Genomic DNA, 20,731 nt, shown 5'->3' on the forward strand with positions numbered 1-20,731 from the left:
ATCAGGCATAGCCCTACCAGCGCTCCAGCAGCAGTGGCAGCTCGGCCAGGCTGGCGATCTGTACGGGCGGCTCCAGCTCGCCGGTCCAGGGCTTGCCCTGCGGGTTGAACCAGATCGCCTGCATGCCCGCCGCGCGAGCCCCGGCGATATCGTCGCCGGGATGGTCGCCGATATGCACGGCCTGCGCGGCAGCCACCCCGGCGCGTTGCAGGGCGGTGTGGAAGGGCAGCGGGTCGGGCTTGCCGATGCCCAGCTCTTCCGCGCACAGGGCGAACTGGAAGTAGTCGGCCAGGCCCAGCCGGCGCACGTCGGCATTGCCGTTGGTGATCACCGCCAGGGGGTAGCGCAGGGCCAGGCGCTCCAGGGTCTGGTGCACGTCGGGAAACAGCTCGACCCGATGCCGTGCCTCGAGGAACACCTGGAAGCCCCGTTCGGCCAGCTCGCGCGACTCAGCCTGGGCGTAGCCGGCGTCGATCAGGGCGTGGAACAGGATGCGCCGGCGTAGCTCGCTGAGGCGATGCCGGAGGTCCGGGTCGCTGCCCAGCAGGCGGCTGCGGATCGCCCACAGGTGCTCGATCGGCACCGGGCCCAGGCGTGGCGCCTGCACGGCCAGCCAGTCGCGCAGGCTGGCCTCGGCGCCGTGCATCACCGGGGCGACATCCCACAGGGTGTCGTCGAGGTCGAAGGTGATCAGGCGCAGGCTCATTCGTCGTCTCCCGTACTGCGTTCGCTGGGCGTCGCCCCGCCGGCAAGGGCCGGGGCGTTTTGCGTGCTGCGTCTGGCCCGCGGGTGGGCCTGGTCATAGACCGTCGCCAGGTGCTGGAAATCCAGGTGGGTGTAGATCTGCGTGGTGGCGATATCGGCGTGGCCGAGCAGCTCCTGCACCGCGCGCAGGTCCTGGGATGACTCCAGCATATGGCTGGCGAAGCTGTGGCGCAGCATGTGCGGGTGCAGGTGCTGGCCCAGCTCGCGCACACCGGCCTGGCGCACGCGCAGCTGCACGGCGCGGGCGCCGAGGCGGCGGCCCCGCTGGCTGACGAACAGTGCGCCATCGCCCGGTTTGCTCAGCTGGCGCAGCTCCAGCCAGGCGTGCAGGGCCTCGCGGGCCTTGCTGCCGACCGGCAGCTCGCGCACCTTGTTGCCCTTGCCCTGTACCCGCACCAGGCCGGCGGCCAGGTCGAGCGCCGGCAGGTCCAGGCCGACCAGCTCGGACAGGCGCAGGCCGGAGGAGTAGAACAGTTCGAGCATGGCCTGGTCGCGGCGGGCGATGAAGTCGTCCTCCACCGCGCCCTCCAACAGTTGCACGGTGCGGTCGGCATCCAGGGAGCGCGGCAGGCGGCGCTCGCCCTTGGGCGGCGCGATGCCGCTGGCCGGGTCGTGGCGGCACAGGCCTTCGCGGTTCAGGTACTGGTAGAGCCCGCGCACCGCCGACAGCAGGCGTGCCAGCGAGCGGCTGCCGAGGCCCTGGGCGTGCAGGCGGGCAACGAAGCTGCGCAGGCTGCGGCCGTCGAGCTCGGCCCAGTGGGCGATGGCGTTCTGCTCGCAGAGGGCGAGCAGCTTGAGCAGGTCGCGCCGGTAGCCGTCGAGGGTGTGCGCCGACACCTGGCGCTCGCGGCGCAGGTGTTCGAGGTAGGCGTCCAGTTGATCCTGCATGGATAGCTCCAGGCGCGGGGATGCGAGTAGGGGCGAGCTCTGCTGGCGCAACGATCTGCGCAAAAGCTTCGCGAGCAGGGCTCGCTCCTACGGGGTCAGCGTACCGAGCGCAGCGGCGCGGCGAAGCGCGGCAGCACGCGCGACAGCACTTCGGCGACGTAGCCGAGGAACAGGGTGCCGAGGCTGCTCTTGTAGTGCTGCGGGTCCGGGCTGCCGATGGCCAGCACGCCGTGCAGGCCCTGGTAGCTGAGCGGAACCACGGCGGCGGAGCCGACCTGGCCCTGCTCGGCGGCGCCGAAGAGGAACTCCAGCTCGCCGGGGCGCAGCACGCCGCAGGTGGTCTTGCCGCCGGCCAGCAGGCTGCCGATGGCCTGGTGCGCTTCGGCGCTGGTCACCGTGCGGCCGACGCCGAGGGGGAATTCGCTGAACAGGATCAGGCCGACGAAGGGCACCTGGAACTCGTGGCGCAGGCTGTCTTCCGCCGCGCCGACCACTTCCTCCAGGCTGCCGGCATCGAGCAGGGCGAGGATCAGGCGGCGGGTCTTGTCGAACAGGCGGTCGTTGTCGCGGGCCACGTCCATCAGCTGCGACAGGCGATGGCGCATCTCGATGTTGCGCTCGCGCAGCAGCTTGACCTGGCGCTCCACCAGCGACACCGCCTCGCCCGGCAGGTGCGGAATGCGCAGTTCGGGAATCAGCTCGTCGTGGTCGACGAAGAACTCCGGGTGCAGGCGCAGGTAGGCGGCGACGGCATCCGAGTCGAGCGGAACGGGCGAATCCTGGCTGTCACTCATAGGCGGACTTGTCCTTCGTACACGCGAACGGCGGGTCCGGTCATCATAACCGGCTCACCCGGGCCTGCCCACTCGATGCACAGCTTGCCGCCGGGCAGTTCCAGCTGCAGCGGCGAATCCATCCAGCCCTGGCGGATCGCCGCCACCGCGGCGGCGCAGGCGCCGGTGCCGCAGGCCTGGGTCTCGCCGGCGCCGCGTTCCCACACGCGCAGGCGCGCATGCTGGCGGTCGACGACCTGGAGGAAACCGACATTGACCCGCTGCGGGAAGCGCGGGTGATGTTCCAGCTTGGCCCCGAGGCTGTGCACCGGCGCGTTGTCGAGGTCCTCGACGCGCAGCACGGCATGCGGGTTGCCCATGGACACGGCAGCCAGCTCGACGCTTTGCCCGTCGACCTCGACTGCATAGCTCAGCGCCTCGGCCTCGGCCTGGAACGGGATGACCTTGGGGTCCAGGCGCGGCGGGCCCATGTCGACGGTGACCTGGCCGTCCGGGCGCAGGTTCAGCTCGATGATGCCGCCCTTGGTCTCGACGCGGATCTGCTTCTTCACGGTCAGGCGCTTGTCGATGACGAAGCGGGCGAAGCAGCGTGCGCCGTTGCCGCACTGCTCCACTTCCGAGCCATCGGCATTGAAGATGCGGTAGCGGAAATCGACGTCCGGGTTGCTCGGCGCCTCGACCAGCAGCAGCTGGTCGAAGCCGACGCCGGTGTGGCGGTCGCCCCAGGCCTTGGCGTGCTTGGGCTGGATATGCGCGTGCTGGCTGATCAGGTCGAGGACCATGAAGTCGTTGCCGAGGCCGTGCATCTTGGTGAAGCGCAAAAGCATGGCTGCGCCCTCACTGTGGCAGCAGGCTTTCGCCGGCATAGAGTTCGGCCAGGGTTTCGCGGCGACGCACTTCGAAGGCCTGTTCGCCATCCACCATTACCTCGGCAGCGCGACCGCGGGTGTTGTAGTTGGAGCTCATGACGAAGCCGTAGGCGCCGGCCGAACGCACGGCCAGCAGGTCGCCTTCGGCCAGCACCAGTTCGCGGTTCTTGGCCAGGAAGTCGCCGGTCTCGCAGATCGGCCCGACCAGGTCGTAGTGGCGGGCCTCACCGGCGCGCGGCTGCACCGGGGTGACGTCCATCCAGGCCTGGTACAGCGCCGGGCGGATCAGGTCGTTCATCGCCGCATCGACGATGGCGAAGTCCTTGTGCGCGGTGTGCTTGAGGTATTCCACGCGGGTCAGCAGCACGCCGGCGTTGGCCACCAGGGAGCGGCCCGGCTCGAACACCAGGGCCAGGTCGCGACCGGCAATGCGCTCACGCACGGCCTTGATGTAGTCGCCGGCCAGCGGCGGCTGCTCGTCGCGGTACTGCACGCCGAGGCCGCCGCCCAGGTCCAGGTGCCTGATGCGGATGCCTTGCGCGGCCAGCTGGTCGACCAGTGCCAGCAGGCGCTCCAGCGCATCGAGGAAGGGCGGCAGGCTGGTCAGCTGCGAGCCGATGTGGCAATCGACGCCGATCACCTCGAGGTTCGGCAACGCGGCGGCGCGGGCATAGACGGCCGGCGCCTGCTCGATATCGATGCCGAACTTGTTTTCCTTGAGGCCGGTGGAGATGTACGGGTGGGTGCCGGCATCCACGTCAGGGTTGACCCGCAGCGAGATCGCCGCGGTCTTGCCCAGCTCGGCGGCCACTACCTGCAGGCGTTCCAGCTCGTCCACCGACTCGACGTTGAAGCAGTGCACGCCGACTTCCAGGGCGCGACGCATGTCGTCGCGGCTCTTGCCGACGCCGGAGAAGACGATCTTGCCGGCGTCGCCGCCGGCGGCCAGCACGCGCTCCAGCTCGCCGCGGGAGACGATGTCGAAGCCGGCGCCGAGGCGCGCCAGGACGTTCAGCACGCCCAGGTTGGAGTTGGCCTTGACGGCGAAGCAGACCAGATGCGGCATGCCCGCCAGGGCATCGGCATAGGCGCGGTACTGCGCCTCGATATGGGCGCGGGAGTAGACGTAGGTCGGCGTGCCGAAGCGCTCGGCAATGGCGGACAGGGCCACGCCCTCCGCGAACAGTTGCCCGTCGCGGTTGGTAAAGGCTTGCATGGAACCCCCTTAGAGGAAGACGTCTTTGTCGCGATCTTGCGTGGTTTTCTGGTCGTCCGGATGGTACAGCGGGCCTTTCTGGCCACAGCCGGCGAGGGCGGCGCTAACGACGACAAGCGCGATGAAGGGCAGCAGCAGGCGCTTCATGGTGAGTTCCTTTGCAAAATCATGAATGGGCTGGAGTATACCGACCCCCCGCCACCTTGCCTATGCGCCGGAATTCCCGTCCGGCGGGCTCTGCGATCCCCTGCGCTGGCGCGCGGGGCTTGCCTGTACAAGCCCTTTTGCGGCTAGCATGCGAGTAAAAACGGAGTCGTGATGGAAAGCCCCGCCCTCGCCAGTTCTGTCTCGGTGGCCTACCTGCAAGGCCTGCTGGATTACCTCGCCCGCCAGGGCATCGACAGCGGCGAATTGCTGGCCAGGGTGCAGCTCAACCCGGCGATTCTCGGCCAGCGCGACCAGCGCGTGGCGGCCAGCGCCTACCTGGAGCTGCTTGGCGAAGGCGCACGCCTGACCGGCGACCAGCAGCTCGGCCTGCACCTGGGCGAGGCGATCCGCCCCGGCTATTACGGCGTGCTCGGCTACCTGATCATGAGCTGCGCGACCCTGGCCGACGCCCTGCACCGGCAGGCGCGCTATGCCAGCCTGGTCGGCAACCTGGGGCGCGTCGAACTGGAAGACGAGCCGCCGCGAGCGGGTCTGGAGCCGCAGGTGGCGCACCGCTGGCAGCCCATGCTGTCCCAGCATCAGCGCCTGCATGCCGAGGAAACCCTGGCCGGCTGGCTGACCTTCGGCCACTGGATCAGCGGCCTGAAGATTCCGCCCACCGAGGTGCGCTTCCAGCATCCGGCGCCGGCCGACCTGCGCGAGTACCAGCGCATCTTCGCCTGTCCGGTGCTGTTCGAGCAGGCCGACAACGCCCTGGTCTTCCCCCGCCGCCTGCTGGCCACGCCGCTGGGCCAGGCCGATGCGCAGCTGCGCCAGCTGCTCGACGCGCACGCCGATCGCCTGCTCGGCGAGCTGCGCCAGGGCCACGGCGTGCTTGACCGCGCGCGCCACGAACTGGCCCGCCAGCTGCCGGAGCAGGGCGCCGACCTGGAGCTGCTGGCGCAGACCCTGCAACTCAGCCCGCGCACTTTGCAGCGGCGTTTGCGCGAGGCCGGGTTATCCTTTAGCCAGCTGCTCGACGAGACGCGCGAGCAACTGGTGCTGCATTATCTGCGCGACCCGGCGCTGGAACTGGCGGAAATCGCCTTCCTCGTCGGTTTCAGCGAGGCCGGCTCCCTGGCCCGCGCCTTCCGCCGCTGGACCGGGCAAAGCCCCGGCGCCTACCGGCTGACCCTGGCCGACCCCGCATCCCTGCCCTGAGGACGTTGTAATGAGTTTGAGCGAAGCCCGTTTCCATGATCTGGTCGATGCTGCCCAGGAGGCGGTGGAAGATATTTTCGACGACAGCGACATGGACATCGATCTGGAAAACTCCGCCGGGGTGCTGACCGTGCGCTTCGAGAACGGCACCCAGCTGATCCTCAGCCGCCAGGAGCCGATCCGCCAGCTGTGGGTGGCGGCGCGCTCCGGCGGTTTCCACTTCGACTACGACGAGGCGCAGGGCCTGTGGATCTGCGATACCAGCGAAGAGCCGCTGGGCGAGCTGCTGGCCCGCGTGACCCTGGAGCAGGCTGGTGAACAGCTCGAGTTCGAAGAGCTCTGATTCGCCGGGCACGGACCCGCAGGGTGGGGCCGCGGTCGAGTCGCCCTGCCGCCGGCAGTGCTGTCTGGACGACCACGACCAGTGCCTGGGCTGCGGCCGCAGCCTGGCCGAGATCCTCGAGTGGGGCCGGGCCGATGGCCAGCGCCGCCGGCAGATCTGCCAGGCCGCGCAGCAGCGCCTGCGCCCGCCGCCGGCCTGGTGACCGCACGGTCTTGCTTATTTAGCTGCCTGTGTTACGGTCGTTGCCTACTTCGCAAAACCCTGCCTTCGGGCGGGGTTTTGCTTTTCTGGCCCCAGCAGGAGATAGCCCAGCGCCATGAGCAGCACCCCAGCCATCACCATTACCCGTCTCGACCTGCAGCGCCTGGAGCGCCTGCTCGACAGTCTGGAGGACTTCGGCCCGGCGGCCCAGGCGCTGGAAACAGAGCTGGCGCGAGCGCAGGTCGTCGGTCACGCGGAGGTGCCGGCCGGGGTGGTGACGATGAACTCGCGGGTGCATTGCCGCGAGGAGAGCAGCGGCAAGGACTACCACCTGACCCTGGTCTACCCGCAGGACGCCGGCGGTGACGGCACGGTGTCGATCCTCGCCCCGGTCGGCTGTGCGCTGCTCGGCCTGACGGTCGGCCAGCATATCGATTGGCCGGCACCCAGCGGCAAGACGCTCAAGCTGACCCTGCTGGCCGTCGAGTACCAGCCGGAGGCGGCGGGCGAATACAGCCGCTGAGTCAGCCGCGCGGGCAGTTCAGGCTGCGCAGGTCGAAGAGCGCGGCGAAGTGCTGCTGGCCGCGGTCCGGCGGGTTGCCCGGCAGGCGCTTGAGCCGTTCGTCGAGCTGCAGCTGGCGCGCCAGGCTCTGGTTGCACTCGATGGTGCGGGCCACGCCGCCGCCGACCACCGCGCCCTTGCCGGCCAGCGCCGGCGCGTTGCTGAGGGCCAGCAGGGCTGCCAGCAGGAGGGTGCGCCTGGGCGAGAGGTGCATGCGCCTAGCCCCCGATGCGGATGCTGGCGAGCAGGTTGTGGCTGGCGTGCTGTGCGAGGGGGTAGGGCATGGCTGGATTCCTGCGCCGGGAGTGGATGGCGTCAGGTTCACTCAAAACGAATCGATTGAATAATGCTTAATTTGCGTGATAACTATCAGTATTATCGATTGTTAGTTCCTGCGCCTTAGTCGCCGCCTCCGCCTCCGCAACCACCCCCGCAACCGCCACCATCGCCTGCGCCATCACTGCCGCTGGAGGATGAGCCGCTGTCGCCGCCGCAACCGCTGGCACAACCCGAGCCGCAGCCGATATGGCTGGCGCAGTAGGCATCGCCGGCCTGGTAGCTGCCGGGTGTGGCGCCGCAGTCCAGGCGGTAGTGAAAGCCATCGGCGATCCCCAGCTCGGCATCCAGGGCGAACAGCATGGGCAACCTGGCCGGGGCTCGCGGCGCCAGGCCTTCACGCAGGCAGGCCAGGCGCCAGGCGCGGCGAATGCCGTCGCTGGCGGCGCCGGGGTTGGGCATCACGTCGTTGGGCACATGGTGCAGAAAGCGTCCCAGGCCCTTGCGGCAGAACGCCCGGTACTGGCGGGTGTAGAGGATGAACTCGTGCCAGGCCACATCCACCGCCTGCGAGGGCATGGCGACCATGCGCCGCTCGGCCAGGCGGCACAGCTGGAAGTATTCGCGCAGGCCGCGCAGCACCTGGCCGGTCTGCGCCGGGGTGAGGTGCGGGTAGCGCTCCAGCAGCTTGCTGCGCAGGCGCTCGGGAAACTCGAAGGCGGCGATGAACTCGTCGCGTTGCCGGACGCGCAGCTTGCGCCAGAGCCAGTAGCCGCCGCCGAGGGCGGCCGCGCCGAATAGGGTGGTGGTGACGGTCATCGGGGCATCCTTGCCGGATCAGGCGTTTTGCAGGGCGCGGTTCAGCGCGCTTTCCAGTTCGGCTTTATAACGCAGGTAGTGGATGGTCTGCGCCTGGCCTTCGCCGAGAATGCGCGACAGGTCGATATCGGTGATGTAGCAGGGGTAGCGTTCGGCCTCGCGGCGCTGGGCGAGGATATGCCGGGCCACCGCGGCGAACAGCCCGGCGCCGTATTCCAGTTCGGAGAACTCGCGGTGGTTGCAGTACAGGGTGACGTGTACGCGGCCCTGCTCGGCCGGCTCGACGATGGCCTGCACGTCGTAGAACGGGTGGCTCACCGGTGACTGCGGCGGCGTCCGGCGTTCGAGCTGGCGGGCGCGCTGCGGCGCTGCCGGCAGCACCTCGTAATAGAGCACTTCGAGGGCGTCCGGCGGCAACGGGTCGTCCAGCGGCAGCAGGGCATTGCGCCGGTACAGTACAGACTGCAGGAAGCGCTGCAGCGGGGTGAGCAGGCTCTGCTCGTCGCGGTAGGGCAGGCGCTGGCGCCACAGCGCATTGTGTTCGTCGAGCACGCTGAGTTCGGCCTGCGCACCGTCCAGGCGGTAGAACACCTGGATGCACGCCGGCCGGCCCTGCGGCAGGATCAGCGCCAGGTCCTCGCCTTCCAGGGCATAGCGGTCGACCTGCAGCGGGCTGTAGTCGGCCTGCTCTTCGCCGAGGTGCTCGACCAGCATCGGCAGGTCGCTCAGGGCGGCGTGGCTGACCTGGCCCGGCTGCAGTTCGAGCACGTGGTAGCGCTGCTGCACCTGCAGCAGGTAGCGGCTGTGGCGATGGCTGGCGAGGCTGGCGAGGACATCCTGGAACAGCTCCTCGACGCGCTGGGCAATGGCGCCGGCGCGGTTGCGGCAGAAACAGCGCACCCGCAGGTGCGGCCGGCGGCCGTCGGCCGGCAGGGCGTTGAGGTAGTCGCGCAGGCAGTCGAGCAGGGCGTTCGGGCCGTCGTAGCGGCTGACCAGCAGCTCGTTCCAGCTGTTCAGGCTGACCTGGTCGAGGGTCAGCACCAGGTTGTCGCGCACGCCCGAGTAGCCCAGCGAGTCGGTGCGCCCGCTGGTCATGTGCACGTTGAGCTGGCTGTGGGCCTTCAGCGGGTCGAGGCCGACGTTGATCAGCAGCAGCACCTCGGCCGGTTCGGCACCGTGCAGCAGGGCCGCTTCGGCCACCGGCGGCAGGGGGAGCGGCAGGGTCTGCTGCAGGCTGGCCAGCAGGTTGGACAGCTCGAACTCGCTCAGGTCGCTAGCTCCGGGGTGCAGCGACAGGCGCGTGCTGCTGTCGATCACGCCGTTGCGGTGGCACCAGGCAAGCAGCTCGATCAGCTCGCGGGCGCGTTTCAGTGGGGCGAAGTCGGGCCATTCCTGGCCGGTCAGGCTGCCGTTGTACAGCGCCCACTGGGTTTCCCCGCCGCTCTCGGCGCTGGCGCTGTGGACCAGGGTCAGGGTGTCTTCGGCCAGATCCGGGGCGATCCCCGGGTTGATGAATTCGATCTTGCCGGCCTTGCGCTCGAACGCGGCGTACAGGCGCCGGCCGAGCACGCCGAGGTCGCGGCTGTTGAGCTGGCTGCCGGTCTGTTCGCTGCGGGCGAACTGGGAGAGGAAGCGGTAGCTGTAGGTCAGCTCGTTGACCAGCGCGCGGCGCTCGGCGCTGACCTGGCGCACCTTCCACTGGCTGCGGCTGTCGAGCATCGCCAGCTCGCGCGGGCTCCAGTGCCACTCGCCGGTCAGGCGCTCGAACAGCAGGCGCTGCCAGCTCTTGGCGCGGTTGCGCGGCGGGCTGCTGAGCTTCTTGTTGACCTTGAGGTACAGGCAGCGGCGGATCAGCTCCAGGCGTTCCCGCTCGCCGCGGCCGGTGAGGTATTCCTCCAGGCGCCGGTAGACCATGATGTAGGCGTCCAGCTCGTCGAGGTCGAGACGGTTGGCGAACACCGCCTGCTTGAAGCGCAGGCTCAGGCATTCCACCCGCGGGTGCTCGCTGGCGTAGACCTCGGTGAGCAGCAGCTTGAGCACCGACTTGTAGGGCGACTCGATGCCCTTGAACAGCTGCCACATGCCGGCGCCGATGAACTCGCCCGGTGGAATGCGCGCCAGGTGACCGAGGTCGAGCACTTCCTCGGCGCGGATGAAGCGCTTGTTCAGCAGGGCGTGGGTGTAGGCGGCGTAGTTGGCTTCCTCGTACACCGGCACCAGCCACCACAGCGGGGTGCGCCCGCCGAGCCAGATCGCCGTGCGGTAGAACTCGTCGAGCAGCAGGTAGTGCTGGGTGGTGCCGCAGTCGTCGGAGGTCAGCTGGGCGTCTTCGCGGTCGCCGGCGGTGAAGCGGGCCGGGTCGACCAGGAAGAAGTGCGCCTCGGCGCCCAGGGTGGCGGCCCAGGCTTCGAGCAGGTCGCACTTCTTGCGCAGCTCGTGCAGGGCCTGGCCGTCCAGGTCCGGCGCGTGGCACAGCCAGAGGTCCATGTCGCTCTGCTCGGCCTGGGCCACGGTGCCCAGGCTGCCCATCAGGAACAGGCCGTGGATCGGCAGCGCCGGCTTGCCGCGGCGCGGCTTGTAGCTGAAGGAGCGGGTCAGGCGGGTGGCCTCGGCGAGCAGCTCGTCGCTCGGTTCGAAGCCGCACAGCCCGGCCGGGGTGGTGCCGGACACGTAGCCGGGGAGCAGCGGATGGTTCACGTGCAGCAGCAGCGGCAGCAACCGGAGCACCAGCTGCTGGCGCGTCGACAGCGCCTGCATGGCCCGCGCCAGGCGCCCGTCGTTGATCTTCAGGAAGCGTGCGCGCAGCTGCGCCAGCACCTTGCGGTCGATGCCGTCATTGATGTCCGGGCGGATTTCCTGGGTGCGCGTCATGTACTGCTCGAGACGGTGGAGAAGGCAAGCCTACCAGCCGGCGCAGTCGTGCGGCAGGGGCCTTGCTCGTTGTATCGGCAGTCGGCTGGGGGGCTATAGGGGCGGGTGACGGCGGGTGCGCGTGGCGACCCGCCGGTGCGTACGGATCAGGCGGGTTGCGGGTGGAGGATGGTCAGCAGGGCCTGGGCGTGTTCTGCGGCATCCAGACCGAGGCTGGTCAGGTAGCCGCCGTCGGCCTGGGTCACCAGGCCTTTCTGGTGCAGGCGGGTGATCGCCGCCTGGGCTTTCGGGGCAGCGTTGTTGTGCACCTTGATGCCTTCTTGCACGTTGTCCAGGTTGTACAGCGCGAGGATTTCCAGCTCGGCAACCAAATCGGGGGTGTAGGCCATAGGGACTCCGGGTCTTGTGAGGGGGCCAATGTGCAGTGTAGCGGGCAGGCTTCATTCTGCCGTCTGCTCATGCTGCCACCGACCTAGTATCTGCTGATAGAGGCCATTGCGCTTGATCTGGCGCATGCCCAGGGCGAAAGGGTTGCAGCAGGGCGGCGGCCTGAAGGCGGCCGCGGACGCGCTTCAGTCCTCGCCCGGCAGCTCCGGCAGGGCACGCAGGGCCTGCTCGTACCAGGCGCTATCGAACGGGCGGTCGTCGCGCAGCATGGCGTCGATCTCGTGGGCCAGCACCAGGGCCATGAGCTGGAGGATTTCCTCGCGCTCGTAGCCGACCAGGGTCAGCTTGTTCAGGGTGGCCTTGGCTGCGGGCGGGCTGTCCGCTTCCAGCTGGTTCTCGATGGCCTGGATCAGGGTCTGTTCGGCGAAGGCTTCTTCGTCGTGCTCGTCGTGCTCGCTCATGGCGCTTTCCTCTGGGCCGCTCAGCCGGCGGCGAAGTCCCGCAGGGCCTGGCCGGTCAGGCGGTAGGTGGTCCACTCGTCCTGCGGCTTGGCGCCGAACGATTGGTAGAAGTCGATGGCCGGCTGGTTCCAGTCCAGCACCGCCCATTCGAAGCGGCCGCAGCCCTGGCTCACGGCGAGTTGCGCCAAGTGCCGCAGCAGCGCCTTGCCGGCACCGCCGCCGCGCTGCTCGGGGCTGATGTACAGGTCTTCCAGGTACAGGCCGTGCTTGCCCAGCCAGGTCGAGTAATTGAAGAAGTACACGGCGTAGCCGATCGCTTGGCCATCGCGCTCGCAGATCAGCGCATGGGCAGTGCTGCCGGCGCCGAACAGGCTGGCCTGGATGCCGGCGACGTCGGTTTTGACTTCGTGCTCGGCCTTCTCGTAGATGGCCAGGTCGGTGATCAGGCGCAGGATCAGCGCGGCGTCGTCACGGCTGGCGGGGCGGATATGCAGCGGCATCTGGCGTTCCATTCGGGGCCTGCGGATGCGCCGCTCGGCGCGCCCGCAGGCCGTGGGCTCAGCGGCCGGCCAGCAGTTGCTGGCCGCGGGCCACGGCGGCGCGTACCTGGTTCGGCGCGGTACCGCCGATGTGGTCGCGGGCGTTGACCGAGCCTTCCAGGGTCAGCACGGCGAACACGTCGTCGGTGATCTGATCACTGAACTGGCGCAGCTCGTCCAGGCTCATCTCGGCCAGGTCTTTGCCGGTTTGAACGCCGTACTTCACCGCGTGGCCGACGATCTCGTGGCAGTCGCGGAACGGCAGGCCCTTGCGCACCAGATAGTCGGCCAGGTCGGTGGCGGTGGAGAAGCCGCGGCGTGCCGCCTCGCGCATGATGTCCTTCTTCGGCTTGATCGCCGGAACCATGTCGGCGAAGGCGCGCAGGCTGTCGCGCAGGGTGTCGGCGGCGTCGAACAGCGGTTCCTTGTCTTCCTGGTTGTCCTTGTTGTAGGCCAGCGGCTGCCCCTTCATCAGGGTCAGCAGGCCGGTGAGGGCGCCGAACACGCGGCCGGTCTTGCCGCGTACCAGCTCCGGCACGTCCGGGTTCTTCTTCTGCGGCATGATCGAGGAGCCGGTGCAGAAGCGATCGGGCAGGTCGATGAACTGGAACTGCGCGCTGGTCCACAGCACCAGCTCTTCGGAGAAGCGCGACAGGTGCATCATCGCCAGCGAGGCGGCGGCGCAGAATTCGATGGCGAAGTCGCGATCCGACACGCCGTCCAGCGAGTTGCCGCCAACCTGGTCGAAGCCCAGCAGTTCGGCGGTGATCTCGCGGGCGATCGGGTAGGTGGTGCCGGCCAGTGCGGCCGAGCCCAGCGGCATGCGGTTGACCCGCTTGCGGCAGTCGACCAGGCGCTCATGGTCGCGGCTGAGCATCTCGAACCAGGCCAGCAGGTGGTGGCCGAAGGTCACCGGCTGGGCGGTCTGCAGGTGGGTGAAGCCGGGCATGATGGTATCGGCTTCGGCCTCAGCCAGTCCCAGCAGGCCCTGCTGCAGGCGGGTGATCTCGGCGAGGATGATGTCGATCTCGTCGCGCAGCCACAGGCGGATGTCGGTGGCCACCTGATCGTTGCGCGAACGGCCGGTGTGCAACTTCTTGCCGGTGACGCCGATGCGGTCGGTCAGGCGCGCCTCGATGTTCATGTGCACGTCTTCCAGGTCGATGCGCCAGTCGAACTGGCCGGCCTCGATCTCGCCCTGGATCTGCTTGAGGCCCGCCTCGATGGCGTCGCGCTCGTCCGCGGTCAGCACGCCGACCTTGGCCAGCATGGTGGCGTGGGCGATCGAGCCCATGATGTCGTGGCGATAGAGGCGCTTGTCGAAATCGACGGAGGCGGTGAAGCGGGCAACGAAGGCGTCGACGGGCTCGCTGAAGCGGCCGCCCCAGGACTGGTTGGTTTTCTCGGTGCTCATGGCGGAACTCGCGGGAAAGGCAGGCGCGTTGCCTGCGGAACGGTAAAGTGTGCCGATAATAACAGCCTTGCCGGGAAAACCGAGGCTCTGCCCGGTCGGCGGAGAAATGTCGCCGGGCTCACAGTTTTGCGCTCGGCATGCCACTTGGGCCCCTAATTTCGTCCGCCCGCAGCGCTCTGGCTTGCTGGTTGGCGGGCGGACAAGGAAACTGCCGGGATGCAAATCAACTGGTTCAACAAGGGCCGTACCCTGGCCGCGGACGACGATTTTTTCCTGCCGGAGCTGTGCCAGCCCGAGGCGCTGCTGAGCATGGTGCTACTCGCCGAGCTGCTGGTGCTGGTGCTGGTGCTGTCCGAGCCCATGCAGCCGGGCTTCAACTGGGTGCGCCTGGCCATGACCTCGCTGTTCGTGCAGTGGATCGTGCTGCTCTCGGCCGGCCTGCTGTGCCGCCTGCGGCCCCTGCTGGCCAGCCTGCGCGCGGCCGTGGCCGGCACCCTGTGCTGCGCCATGGTGGTCGGCCTGGCCCTGGCCTGCACCGCGGTGGCGGACTACTTCGAGCTGGGCGGGCCGCTGCCGCGCAATGGCGAGGTCAACCTGTATCTGCGCCATGCCTTGATCAGCCTGATCATGTCGGCCCTGTTGTTGCGCTACTTTTACTTACAGAGCCAGTGGCGCAGACAGCAGCAGGCCGAGCTGCGCGCCCGGATCGAGGCCTTGCAGGCGCGGATCCGTCCGCACTTCCTGTTCAACAGCCTGAACAGCATCGCCAGCCTGGTGGTGGTCGATCCGTTCAGGGCCGAGCAGGCGGTGCTCGATCTGTCCGACCTGTTCCGCGCCAGCCTGGCCAAGCCCGGCACCCTGGTGCCCTGGCGCGAGGAGCTGGAGCTGGCGCGAAGATATTTGTCGATCGAGCAATACCGGCTCGGCGACCGGCTACAGTTGGATTGGCAGGTGGACGCAGTACCGGATGATTTGCCGATTCCGCAACTGACCTTGCAGCCGCTGCTGGAAAATGCCCTGATCTACGGCATCCAGCCGCGCATCGAAGGTGGCCTGGTGCGGGTCGAGGCGCAGTATGAAGACGGGGTGTTCCTGCTCTGTGTGAGCAACCCCTATGACGAGGGCGCCGAGCGGCAACCGTCGCGCGGTACCCAGCAGGCGTTGGTGAATATAGACGCGCGTCTGGCGGCACTTTTCGGGCCGCGCGCAAGTCTTAGCGTGGATCGCCGTGACGGGCGCCACTTCACCTGTCTACGCTATCCATGTGAGAGACTCACGCAGGAAGCCAGAGCAATATGAATGTGCTGATCGTCGATGACGAACCCCTTGCCCGCGAGCGCCTCAGCCGACTGGTTGGCGAACTCGAAGGTTATCGTGTCCTCGAACCCGCGGCTGGCAATGGTGAAGAGGCCTTGGCCCTGATCGACAGCCTGAAGCCCGACGTGGTGCTGCTGGACATCCGCATGCCCGGCCTCGACGGCCTGCAGGTGGCCGCCAAGCTGTGCGAGCGCGAAGCGCCGCCGGCGGTGATCTTCTGCACCGCCCACGACGAATTCGCCCTGGAAGCCTTCGACGTCAGCGCCGTCGGCTACCTGGTCAAGCCGGTCCGCCCCGAGGCCCTGGCGGCCGCGCTGAAGAAGGCCGAGCGGCCCAATCGCGTGCAGCTCGCGGCCCTGACCCGCCCGGCCGGCGCCAATGGCGCCGGCCCGCGCAGCCACATCAGTGCGCGTACGCGCAAAGGCATCGAGCTGATTCCGCTGGAGCACGTGATCTTCTTCATCGCCGACCACAAGTACGTGACCCTGCGCCACGAGGGCGGCGAAGTGCTGCTGGACGAGCCGCTGAAGGCGCTGGAAGACGAGTTCGGCGAGCGCTTCGTGCGTATTCACCGCAATGCCCTGGTTTCGCGCGAGCGCATCGAGCGTTTGCAGCGCACCCCGCTGGGACATTTCCAGCTGTTCCTCAAGGGCATGGGCGGCGAAGCCCTGACCGTCAGCCGCCGGCATGTGGCCGGTGTCCGCAAGCTGATGCACAACCTCTAGGGGCTGCCCCGCTTCGTTCACGTGGCTCGCGAACGAAGCGGGAGCGGACCACTGGCAGTGGATTGCCCGAGCGCGGCAATCCGGCGCCGGCCAGAGCCGGCGCAGCCTGTTATCATTCCCGGCAGTTCAGTTTCCGGAAGTGATCATGTCCCGCGAAATCCGCATTGCTACCCGCAAGAGTGCCCTGGCCCTGTGGCAGGCCGAATACGTCAAGGCGCGCCTGGAACAGGCGCATCCCGGCCTCAAGGTCAGCCTGGTGCCGATGGTCAGCCGCGGCGACAAGCTGCTCGATGCACCGTTGGCGAAAATCGGCGGCAAGGGCCTGTTCGTCAAGGAGCTGGAGACGGCCCTGCTGGAGAATGAGGCGGACATCGCCGTGCATTCGATGAAGGATGTGCCGATGGACTTCCCCGCGGGCCTCGGCCTGTTCTGCATCTGCGAACGGGAAGACCCGCGCGACGCCTTCGTCTCCAACAGTTTCACCAGCCTCGACGAGCTGCCGGCCGGCAGCGTGGTCGGCACCTCCAGCCTGCGCCGCCAGGCCCAGCTGCTGGCGCGCCGGCCCGACCTGAAGATCCAGTTCCTGCGAGGCAACGTCAACACCCGCCTGGCCAAGCTGGATGCCGGCGAGTACGACGCCATCATCCTCGCCGCCGCCGGGCTGATCCGCCTCGGCTTCGCGGCGCGCATCCGTTCCTCGATCAGCGCCGAGGACAGCCTGCCGGCCGGCGGCCAGGGCGCCGTGGGCATCGAGTGCCGCAGCGCCGACAGCGACGTGCACGCGCTGCTGGCGCCCCTGCACCATGTCGATAGCGCCGACCGGGTGACTGCCGAGCGGGCGCTGAACAAGCACCTCAATGGCGGTTGCCAGGTGCCGATCGCCTGCTACGCCCTGCTCGAAGGCGACCAGCTGTGGCTGCGCGGCCTGGTCGGCCAGCCCGACGGCGGCCAGCTGCTGCGTGCCGAGGCCCGTGCGCCGCGGGCCCAGGCCGAAGCGCTGGGCGTGCAGGTGGCCGAACAACTGCTGGCGCAGGGCGCCGCCGCGATTCTCCAGGCGGTGTACGGCGAGGCCGCGGCCGAGTGACCGGTTGGCGCCTGCTGCTGACCCGCCCGGCCGCCGAGAATGTGGCCCTGGCGGCAACGCTGGGCGCCGCCGGCGTATACAGCAGCAGCCTGCCGCTGCTGGAGATCGAGGCTCTGGAAGAAACCGCCGAACAGCGCGCCCTGCTGCTCGAGCTGGATGGCTACTGCGCGGTGATAGTCGTCAGCAAGCCGGCCGCCCGCTTGGGCCTGGAACGGCTCCAGGGTTGCTGGCCCAGGCCGCCGGCCGGCCCGCGCTGGTTCAGCGTCGGCGCGGCCACCGCGCAGATCCTCGATGACTACCTGCTGCCCCACGGCCAGCGCGCCACTTATCCGGCCGCGGGCGATGACAGCGAGGCCCTGCTGGCCCTGCCCGACCTCGAGCGGGCGCTGGCCGTGCCGAACCCGCGGGTGCTGATCCTGCGTGGCGAAGGCGGGCGCGAACTGCTGGCCGAGACCTTGCGTGGCCGTGGCGCGCGCGTCGACTATCTGCAGCTGTATCGCCGCGTGCTGCCGTCCTACCCGGCCGGCAGCCTGCTGCAGCGGGTGCGCGGGGAACGCCTGAACGCCCTGCTGGTCAGCAGTGCGCAGAGCCTCGAACACCTGCAGCAACTGGCCGGGGCTGCCTGGCCGGAGCTGGCTCGGCTACCCTTGCTGGTACCCAGTCCGCGGGTGGCTGCCCTGGCCCGCGCGGCCGGCGCCCTGCACCCTATCGATTGTCGCGGCGCCAGTGCTGCGGCTGTTCTGGCGGCCTTGCGCGCAAGCCCGGCGCCGACCCTCTGATGCAAAGGAAGGACATGTGAGCGAAACAGCCCCGCAGATCAGCGAACCCACCCCGGACGTTTCCCGTCAGCCGGCGCCCGTGGCCGCCAAGCCGAGGGGCCGCGGCTTGGCCATGCTGGCCTTGCTGGTCGGCGCCGCCGGCCTGGCCGCCGGGGGCTGGAGCAGCTGGCAGCTGTACCTGCAGCAGGGCCAGGCCGCGCAGCAGCTGACGCAGCTGCAGCAGGTCGGCGAGGCGACCCGCCAGCAGCTGGAGCAGAGCCGGGCGGACGTGACCACGCGTCTGCAGGGCCTGCCCACGGCAGACCAGCTGGCGACCCAGCGCGAGCTGCTGGTCAGCCTGCAGGGCGACCAGCAGCGCCTGGCGCGCAACCTCGCCAGCCTGCTCGGCAAGAGCCGTGAAGACTGGCGTCTGGCCGAGGCCGAGCACCTGCTGCGCCTGGCCATGCTGCGCCTCAGCGCGCTGCAGGACGTCAACAGCGCCATGGCGCTGGTGCAGGGCGCCGACACCATCCTCCAGGCCCAGGACGATCCGCAGGCCTTCGCCGCTCGCGGCGAACTGATCAAGGTGCTGGAAGCCCTGCGCAGCCTGCCGCAGGTCGATCGCAGCGGCCTGTTCCTGCAGCTCGCGGCCTTGCGCGGCCAGGTCGACCAGCTGCAGATGCTGGCCCCCGAATACATCCTGCCGGCCGAGGTGCCGACGGCGGCGAGTGCCAGCGACAGCAGCCGCTGGGCCGACCTGTGGGCGCAGTTGTCGCGCTATGTGCGCCTCGACCTGCAGGCCGACCAGGACGTGCGTCCGCTGCTGGCCGGTCAGAGCCTGGCCCAGGTCCGGCTGACCCTGGCCCTGGCCCTGGAGCAGGCGCAGTGGGGCGCGTTGAATGGCCAGGCGGACGTCTACAATCAGGCGCTGGCCTCCGCCCACAACGTGCTGGACAGCTATTTCGACCGCGACAACCAGGCGGTCAAGGCCATGCAGCAGCGCATCGGCGAACTGAGCGAGCTGCCCGTGGTCAGCCAGCTGCCCAGCCTGGATGGCGCGCTGAATACCCTGCAGGCCTACCTCAAGCAGCGCGAGGCCGGCGAGCTGCTGCCGGAAGCGGTGGATACTGAGGAGGCCGGGCAATGATCCGCGCCATTCTCCTGCTGCTTCTGGCGGTGACCGGCGCCACCCTGCTGGGCCTGGCCATCGTCGAGCACAGCGGCTACGTGCTGATCGCCTGGAAGAACTTCCGCTACGAGTCCAGCCTGTGGGTGTTCCTCCTGCTGGTGCTGTTGGCCTGGCTGCTGGTGCGCGGCCTGCGCTGGCTGTGGCGCCTGCTCAATGTTTCCGGCGGCCTGCTCAATCCCTGGTCGCGACGCAACCACGGCAAGCGCCGGCAGCTGGCCGCCGACAAGGGCCTGCTGGACCTCGCCGAAGGCCGCTGGGAGCGCGCGGTGCGCCACCTGCAACGTGCCGCCGAGGGCGAACCGCAGCCGCTGATGTATTACCTCGGCGCGGCCCGCGCGGCACAGCAGCTGGGCGACCACGAGCAGAGCGATGCGTTCCTCGAGCGTGCCCTGCAGCGCCAGCCGCAGGCCGAGTTGGCGATCGCCCTGACCCATGCCGAGCTGCAGCAGGCCCGTGGCGAGGCGACTGCCGCCCTGGAAACCCTGCAGGTGATGCGCCAGCGCCATCCGCAGCACCGCCAGGTTTTGCGCCAGCTGCAGAGCCTGTTGCTGGCGCGGGAAGACTGGTCGGCGCTGCTCGACCTGCTGCCCGAGCTGCGCAAGGGCAAGGTGCTGCCGGGCGAGGAGCTGGCGGAGCTGGAGCGCCGGGTCTGGCGCGGGCGCCTGCAGGCCGCCGGGGAAGCCGGGTTGAACCAGGGCGAGGCGGCCCTGCAGCCGCTGACCAGCGCCTGGCAACAGCTGTCTTCGGCGCAGCGCGGCGAGCCGGAGCTGCTCCTCGCCTATGCCCGCCAGCTGCATGCCCTGGGCGCCCAGGAAGAGGCCGAGGAGGTCCTGCGCAAGGCCCTCAAGCAGGGCTACGACCCTCGCCTGGTGCGTTGCTACGGCATGCTCCGCGGGCGTGACCCGCTGCGCCAGCTGCAGACCGCCGAAGGGCTGCTCAAACAGCACTCGCAGGACCCGGTGCTGCTGCTCAGCCTGGGCCGTCTGTGCCTGCAGAACAGCCTGTGGGGCAAGGCGCGCGAGTACTTCGAGATCAGCCTGGAGTTCTCCCGCAGCGCGGAAACCTGTGCCGAGCTGGCGCGTCTGCTGGCGCACCAGGGCGATCTGCAGCAGAGCAACCGGCTGCTGCAGGAAAGCCTCGGCCTGCTCGCCCAGCCGTTGCCGCAGCTGCCTCAGCCGGCCCACGGCTGAGCGGCGCGGCGAGACGTGCGGCACCTGGTCACGGACGAGGTGCCGCGCCTTGCCTTGAAAGCCCGGTCGGCTTTCCTCTACCGTAACCGCCTTTGCTGTCTGCTTCGGAGTCCCCATGGCCCTGGCCACCCCGCGTAACCTGTTTCTCCTCGCCTTCCTCGGCTGCCTGGTCCTGATGGGCGGCGCGCTGTACCTGGAGCATGTGGTCGGCCTCGAGCCCTGCCCGATGTGCATCGTCCAGCGGGTCTGCGTGATCCTTTTCGCCCTGGTCTGCCTGGTCGCCGCGATTCATGGCCCGGGGCTGCTCGGCCAGCGCCTGTACGCCGGGCTGGCGCTGCTGTTCGCCCTGGTCGGTGGCGGTACGGCCTGGCGCCAGATCTGGCTGCAGAGCGTGCCGCCCGATCAGCTGGAGGCCTGCCTGCCGAGTCTGGAGTTCATGCTCGATGCCCTGCCGTTGCAGGAAATCGTGCGCCTGGTGTTTCACGGCACCGCCGATTGCGCCGAAGTGACCTGGACCCTGTTCGGCCTGAGCGTGCCGGAGTGGAGCCTGCTGGCCTTCGCCGGCATGGTCCTGTTCGGCCTGTTCCAGCTGCTGCGCCGCCGCTGATCGGCAATAGCCGGTAACGCTCCGCGTTTGCCGGCGCTCCACCCTCCTTGCATAGTCTCCCTTCCTGCACGAATACGGGGACTCGCTC

At 68.9% G+C, this 20,731-nt stretch carries 24 protein-coding genes; 11 read left to right on the forward strand and 13 right to left on the reverse strand.

Going from position 1 to position 20,731, the window contains the following annotated elements:
* Positions 1 to 13: 13 nt before the first annotated feature.
* The 6 genes from GV001_RS02755 to GV001_RS02780 form a co-directional block, all read right to left on the reverse strand.
* Positions 14 to 706, reverse strand: coding sequence for an HAD family hydrolase (locus GV001_RS02755; protein ID WP_160077892.1), 693 nt, complete (start codon positions 704 to 706; stop codon positions 14 to 16).
* Positions 703 to 1,653, reverse strand: coding sequence for a tyrosine recombinase XerC (gene xerC, locus GV001_RS02760; protein ID WP_160077894.1), 951 nt, complete (start codon positions 1,651 to 1,653; stop codon positions 703 to 705). Before xerC ends, GV001_RS02755 begins: the two co-directional genes overlap by 4 nt.
* 95 nt (positions 1,654 to 1,748) lie before the next feature.
* Positions 1,749 to 2,447, reverse strand: a complete 699-nt coding sequence (locus GV001_RS02765; protein WP_160077896.1) for a DUF484 family protein — start codon at positions 2,445 to 2,447, stop codon at positions 1,749 to 1,751.
* Positions 2,444 to 3,274, reverse strand: coding sequence for a diaminopimelate epimerase (gene dapF / locus GV001_RS02770; protein ID WP_160077898.1), 831 nt, complete (start codon positions 3,272 to 3,274; stop codon positions 2,444 to 2,446). The genes GV001_RS02765 and dapF overlap by 4 nt, the downstream gene beginning before the upstream one ends.
* A gap of 10 nt (positions 3,275 to 3,284) precedes the next feature.
* Positions 3,285 to 4,532, reverse strand: coding sequence for a diaminopimelate decarboxylase (gene lysA / locus GV001_RS02775; RefSeq protein ID WP_160077900.1), 1,248 nt, complete (start codon positions 4,530 to 4,532; stop codon positions 3,285 to 3,287).
* Positions 4,533 to 4,541: 9 nt separating this feature from the next.
* Positions 4,542 to 4,679, reverse strand: a complete 138-nt coding sequence (locus GV001_RS02780; protein WP_160077902.1) for a lipoprotein — start codon at positions 4,677 to 4,679, stop codon at positions 4,542 to 4,544.
* A 171-nt stretch (positions 4,680 to 4,850) separates the two neighbouring features.
* Between GV001_RS02780 and GV001_RS02785 the strand changes: the two genes are divergently transcribed.
* From GV001_RS02785 to rnk, 4 genes are all read left to right on the forward strand, one after another.
* On the forward strand, positions 4,851 to 5,900 hold the full coding sequence (locus GV001_RS02785) for an AraC family transcriptional regulator (RefSeq protein WP_160077904.1): 1,050 nt from the start codon (positions 4,851 to 4,853) through the stop codon (positions 5,898 to 5,900).
* A 10-nt stretch (positions 5,901 to 5,910) separates the two neighbouring features.
* A complete protein-coding gene (gene cyaY, locus GV001_RS02790) occupies positions 5,911 to 6,243 on the forward strand; it encodes an iron donor protein CyaY (RefSeq protein WP_160077906.1) in 333 nt (110 codons plus the stop codon).
* On the forward strand, positions 6,215 to 6,445 hold the full coding sequence (locus tag GV001_RS02795) for a DUF1289 domain-containing protein (RefSeq protein ID WP_160077908.1): 231 nt from the start codon (positions 6,215 to 6,217) through the stop codon (positions 6,443 to 6,445). The genes cyaY and GV001_RS02795 overlap by 29 nt, the downstream gene beginning before the upstream one ends.
* Positions 6,446 to 6,559: 114 nt before the next feature.
* The gene (gene rnk / locus GV001_RS02800; protein ID WP_160077910.1) at positions 6,560 to 6,967 is read left to right on the forward strand and encodes a nucleoside diphosphate kinase regulator; all 408 of its coding nucleotides are present in this window, start codon (positions 6,560 to 6,562) and stop codon (positions 6,965 to 6,967) included.
* Between the two features lies 1 nt (position 6,968).
* Here the strand turns inward: rnk and GV001_RS02805 are convergent, their stop codons facing one another.
* The 7 genes from GV001_RS02805 to argH form a co-directional block, all read right to left on the reverse strand.
* Positions 6,969 to 7,220: a hypothetical protein gene (locus tag GV001_RS02805; RefSeq protein WP_160077912.1), complete on the reverse strand. Its 252-nt coding sequence runs from the start codon at positions 7,218 to 7,220 to the stop codon at positions 6,969 to 6,971.
* Between the two features lie 185 nt (positions 7,221 to 7,405).
* Positions 7,406 to 8,101: a hypothetical protein gene (locus GV001_RS02810; RefSeq protein WP_160077914.1), complete on the reverse strand. Its 696-nt coding sequence runs from the start codon at positions 8,099 to 8,101 to the stop codon at positions 7,406 to 7,408.
* An 18-nt stretch (positions 8,102 to 8,119) separates the two neighbouring features.
* The gene (locus GV001_RS02815) at positions 8,120 to 10,972 is read right to left on the reverse strand and encodes a class I adenylate cyclase (protein ID WP_160077916.1); all 2,853 of its coding nucleotides are present in this window, start codon (positions 10,970 to 10,972) and stop codon (positions 8,120 to 8,122) included.
* 146 nt (positions 10,973 to 11,118) lie between these two features.
* A complete protein-coding gene (locus tag GV001_RS02820; protein ID WP_160077918.1) occupies positions 11,119 to 11,361 on the reverse strand; it encodes a TIGR02647 family protein in 243 nt (80 codons plus the stop codon).
* Between the two features lie 183 nt (positions 11,362 to 11,544).
* Positions 11,545 to 11,820 carry a hypothetical protein gene (locus tag GV001_RS02825; RefSeq protein ID WP_160077920.1) on the reverse strand — a complete coding sequence of 92 codons (276 nt, stop codon included), beginning with the start codon at positions 11,818 to 11,820 and terminating at the stop codon, positions 11,545 to 11,547.
* 20 nt (positions 11,821 to 11,840) lie between these two features.
* The gene (locus tag GV001_RS02830; RefSeq protein ID WP_160083127.1) at positions 11,841 to 12,320 is read right to left on the reverse strand and encodes a GNAT family N-acetyltransferase; all 480 of its coding nucleotides are present in this window, start codon (positions 12,318 to 12,320) and stop codon (positions 11,841 to 11,843) included.
* A 58-nt stretch (positions 12,321 to 12,378) separates the two neighbouring features.
* Positions 12,379 to 13,773, reverse strand: a complete 1,395-nt coding sequence (gene argH, locus GV001_RS02835) for an argininosuccinate lyase (RefSeq protein WP_160077922.1) — start codon at positions 13,771 to 13,773, stop codon at positions 12,379 to 12,381.
* 216 nt (positions 13,774 to 13,989) lie between these two features.
* Here argH and GV001_RS02840 point away from each other — a divergent pair, with 216 nt between their 5' ends.
* The 7 genes from GV001_RS02840 to GV001_RS02870 all read left to right on the forward strand — a co-directional run bounded on the left by GV001_RS02840 (position 13,990) and on the right by GV001_RS02870 (position 20,643).
* A complete protein-coding gene (locus GV001_RS02840; RefSeq protein ID WP_160077924.1) occupies positions 13,990 to 15,072 on the forward strand; it encodes a sensor histidine kinase in 1,083 nt (360 codons plus the stop codon).
* On the forward strand, positions 15,069 to 15,815 hold the full coding sequence (locus GV001_RS02845; RefSeq protein ID WP_160077926.1) for a LytTR family DNA-binding domain-containing protein: 747 nt from the start codon (positions 15,069 to 15,071) through the stop codon (positions 15,813 to 15,815). The genes GV001_RS02840 and GV001_RS02845 overlap by 4 nt, the downstream gene beginning before the upstream one ends.
* A gap of 142 nt (positions 15,816 to 15,957) precedes the next feature.
* Positions 15,958 to 16,899 (forward strand): hydroxymethylbilane synthase, encoded by a 942-nt coding sequence (hemC, locus tag GV001_RS02850; RefSeq protein WP_160083129.1) that lies wholly within the window; start codon positions 15,958 to 15,960, stop codon positions 16,897 to 16,899.
* Complete coding sequence (locus tag GV001_RS02855) at positions 16,896 to 17,678, forward strand: uroporphyrinogen-III synthase (RefSeq protein ID WP_160077928.1); 783 nt, start codon at positions 16,896 to 16,898, stop codon at positions 17,676 to 17,678. The genes hemC and GV001_RS02855 overlap by 4 nt, the downstream gene beginning before the upstream one ends.
* A 16-nt stretch (positions 17,679 to 17,694) precedes the next feature.
* Entirely contained in the window at positions 17,695 to 18,804 is a 1,110-nt protein-coding gene (locus tag GV001_RS02860; protein WP_256664851.1) for a uroporphyrinogen-III C-methyltransferase, read from the forward strand.
* Complete coding sequence (locus GV001_RS02865; RefSeq protein WP_160077930.1) at positions 18,801 to 20,036, forward strand: heme biosynthesis HemY N-terminal domain-containing protein; 1,236 nt, start codon at positions 18,801 to 18,803, stop codon at positions 20,034 to 20,036. The genes GV001_RS02860 and GV001_RS02865 overlap by 4 nt, the downstream gene beginning before the upstream one ends.
* Positions 20,037 to 20,151: 115 nt before the next feature.
* Entirely contained in the window at positions 20,152 to 20,643 is a 492-nt protein-coding gene (locus GV001_RS02870) for a disulfide bond formation protein B (protein WP_160077932.1), read from the forward strand.
* The last annotated feature ends 88 nt before the right edge of the window (positions 20,644 to 20,731 follow it).

The organism is Pseudomonas sp. 8AS, assembly GCF_902506505.1.
Classification (GTDB): domain Bacteria; phylum Pseudomonadota; class Gammaproteobacteria; order Pseudomonadales; family Pseudomonadaceae; genus Aquipseudomonas.

Coding starts and splice junctions, on each gene's coding strand:
- GV001_RS02755 (WP_160077892.1), bottom strand. CDS start 706: ATGAGCCTGCGCCTGATCACCTTCGACCTCGACGACACCCTGTGGGAT.
- xerC (WP_160077894.1), bottom strand. CDS start 1,653: ATGCAGGATCAACTGGACGCCTACCTCGAACACCTGCGCCGCGAGCGC.
- GV001_RS02765 (WP_160077896.1), bottom strand. CDS start 2,447: ATGAGTGACAGCCAGGATTCGCCCGTTCCGCTCGACTCGGATGCCGTC.
- dapF (WP_160077898.1), bottom strand. CDS start 3,274: ATGCTTTTGCGCTTCACCAAGATGCACGGCCTCGGCAACGACTTCATG.
- lysA (WP_160077900.1), bottom strand. CDS start 4,532: ATGCAAGCCTTTACCAACCGCGACGGGCAACTGTTCGCGGAGGGCGTG.
- GV001_RS02780 (WP_160077902.1), bottom strand. CDS start 4,679: ATGAAGCGCCTGCTGCTGCCCTTCATCGCGCTTGTCGTCGTTAGCGCC.
- GV001_RS02785 (WP_160077904.1), top strand. CDS start 4,851: ATGGAAAGCCCCGCCCTCGCCAGTTCTGTCTCGGTGGCCTACCTGCAA.
- cyaY (WP_160077906.1), top strand. CDS start 5,911: ATGAGTTTGAGCGAAGCCCGTTTCCATGATCTGGTCGATGCTGCCCAG.
- rnk (WP_160077910.1), top strand. CDS start 6,560: ATGAGCAGCACCCCAGCCATCACCATTACCCGTCTCGACCTGCAGCGC.
- GV001_RS02805 (WP_160077912.1), bottom strand. CDS start 7,220: ATGCACCTCTCGCCCAGGCGCACCCTCCTGCTGGCAGCCCTGCTGGCC.
- GV001_RS02810 (WP_160077914.1), bottom strand. CDS start 8,101: ATGACCGTCACCACCACCCTATTCGGCGCGGCCGCCCTCGGCGGCGGC.
- GV001_RS02815 (WP_160077916.1), bottom strand. CDS start 10,972: ATGACGCGCACCCAGGAAATCCGCCCGGACATCAATGACGGCATCGAC.
- GV001_RS02820 (WP_160077918.1), bottom strand. CDS start 11,361: ATGGCCTACACCCCCGATTTGGTTGCCGAGCTGGAAATCCTCGCGCTG.
- GV001_RS02825 (WP_160077920.1), bottom strand. CDS start 11,820: ATGAGCGAGCACGACGAGCACGACGAAGAAGCCTTCGCCGAACAGACC.
- GV001_RS02830 (WP_160083127.1), bottom strand. CDS start 12,320: ATGCCGCTGCATATCCGCCCCGCCAGCCGTGACGACGCCGCGCTGATC.
- argH (WP_160077922.1), bottom strand. CDS start 13,773: ATGAGCACCGAGAAAACCAACCAGTCCTGGGGCGGCCGCTTCAGCGAG.
- GV001_RS02840 (WP_160077924.1), top strand. CDS start 13,990: ATGCAAATCAACTGGTTCAACAAGGGCCGTACCCTGGCCGCGGACGAC.
- GV001_RS02845 (WP_160077926.1), top strand. CDS start 15,069: ATGAATGTGCTGATCGTCGATGACGAACCCCTTGCCCGCGAGCGCCTC.
- GV001_RS02865 (WP_160077930.1), top strand. CDS start 18,801: ATGATCCGCGCCATTCTCCTGCTGCTTCTGGCGGTGACCGGCGCCACC.
- GV001_RS02870 (WP_160077932.1), top strand. CDS start 20,152: ATGGCCCTGGCCACCCCGCGTAACCTGTTTCTCCTCGCCTTCCTCGGC.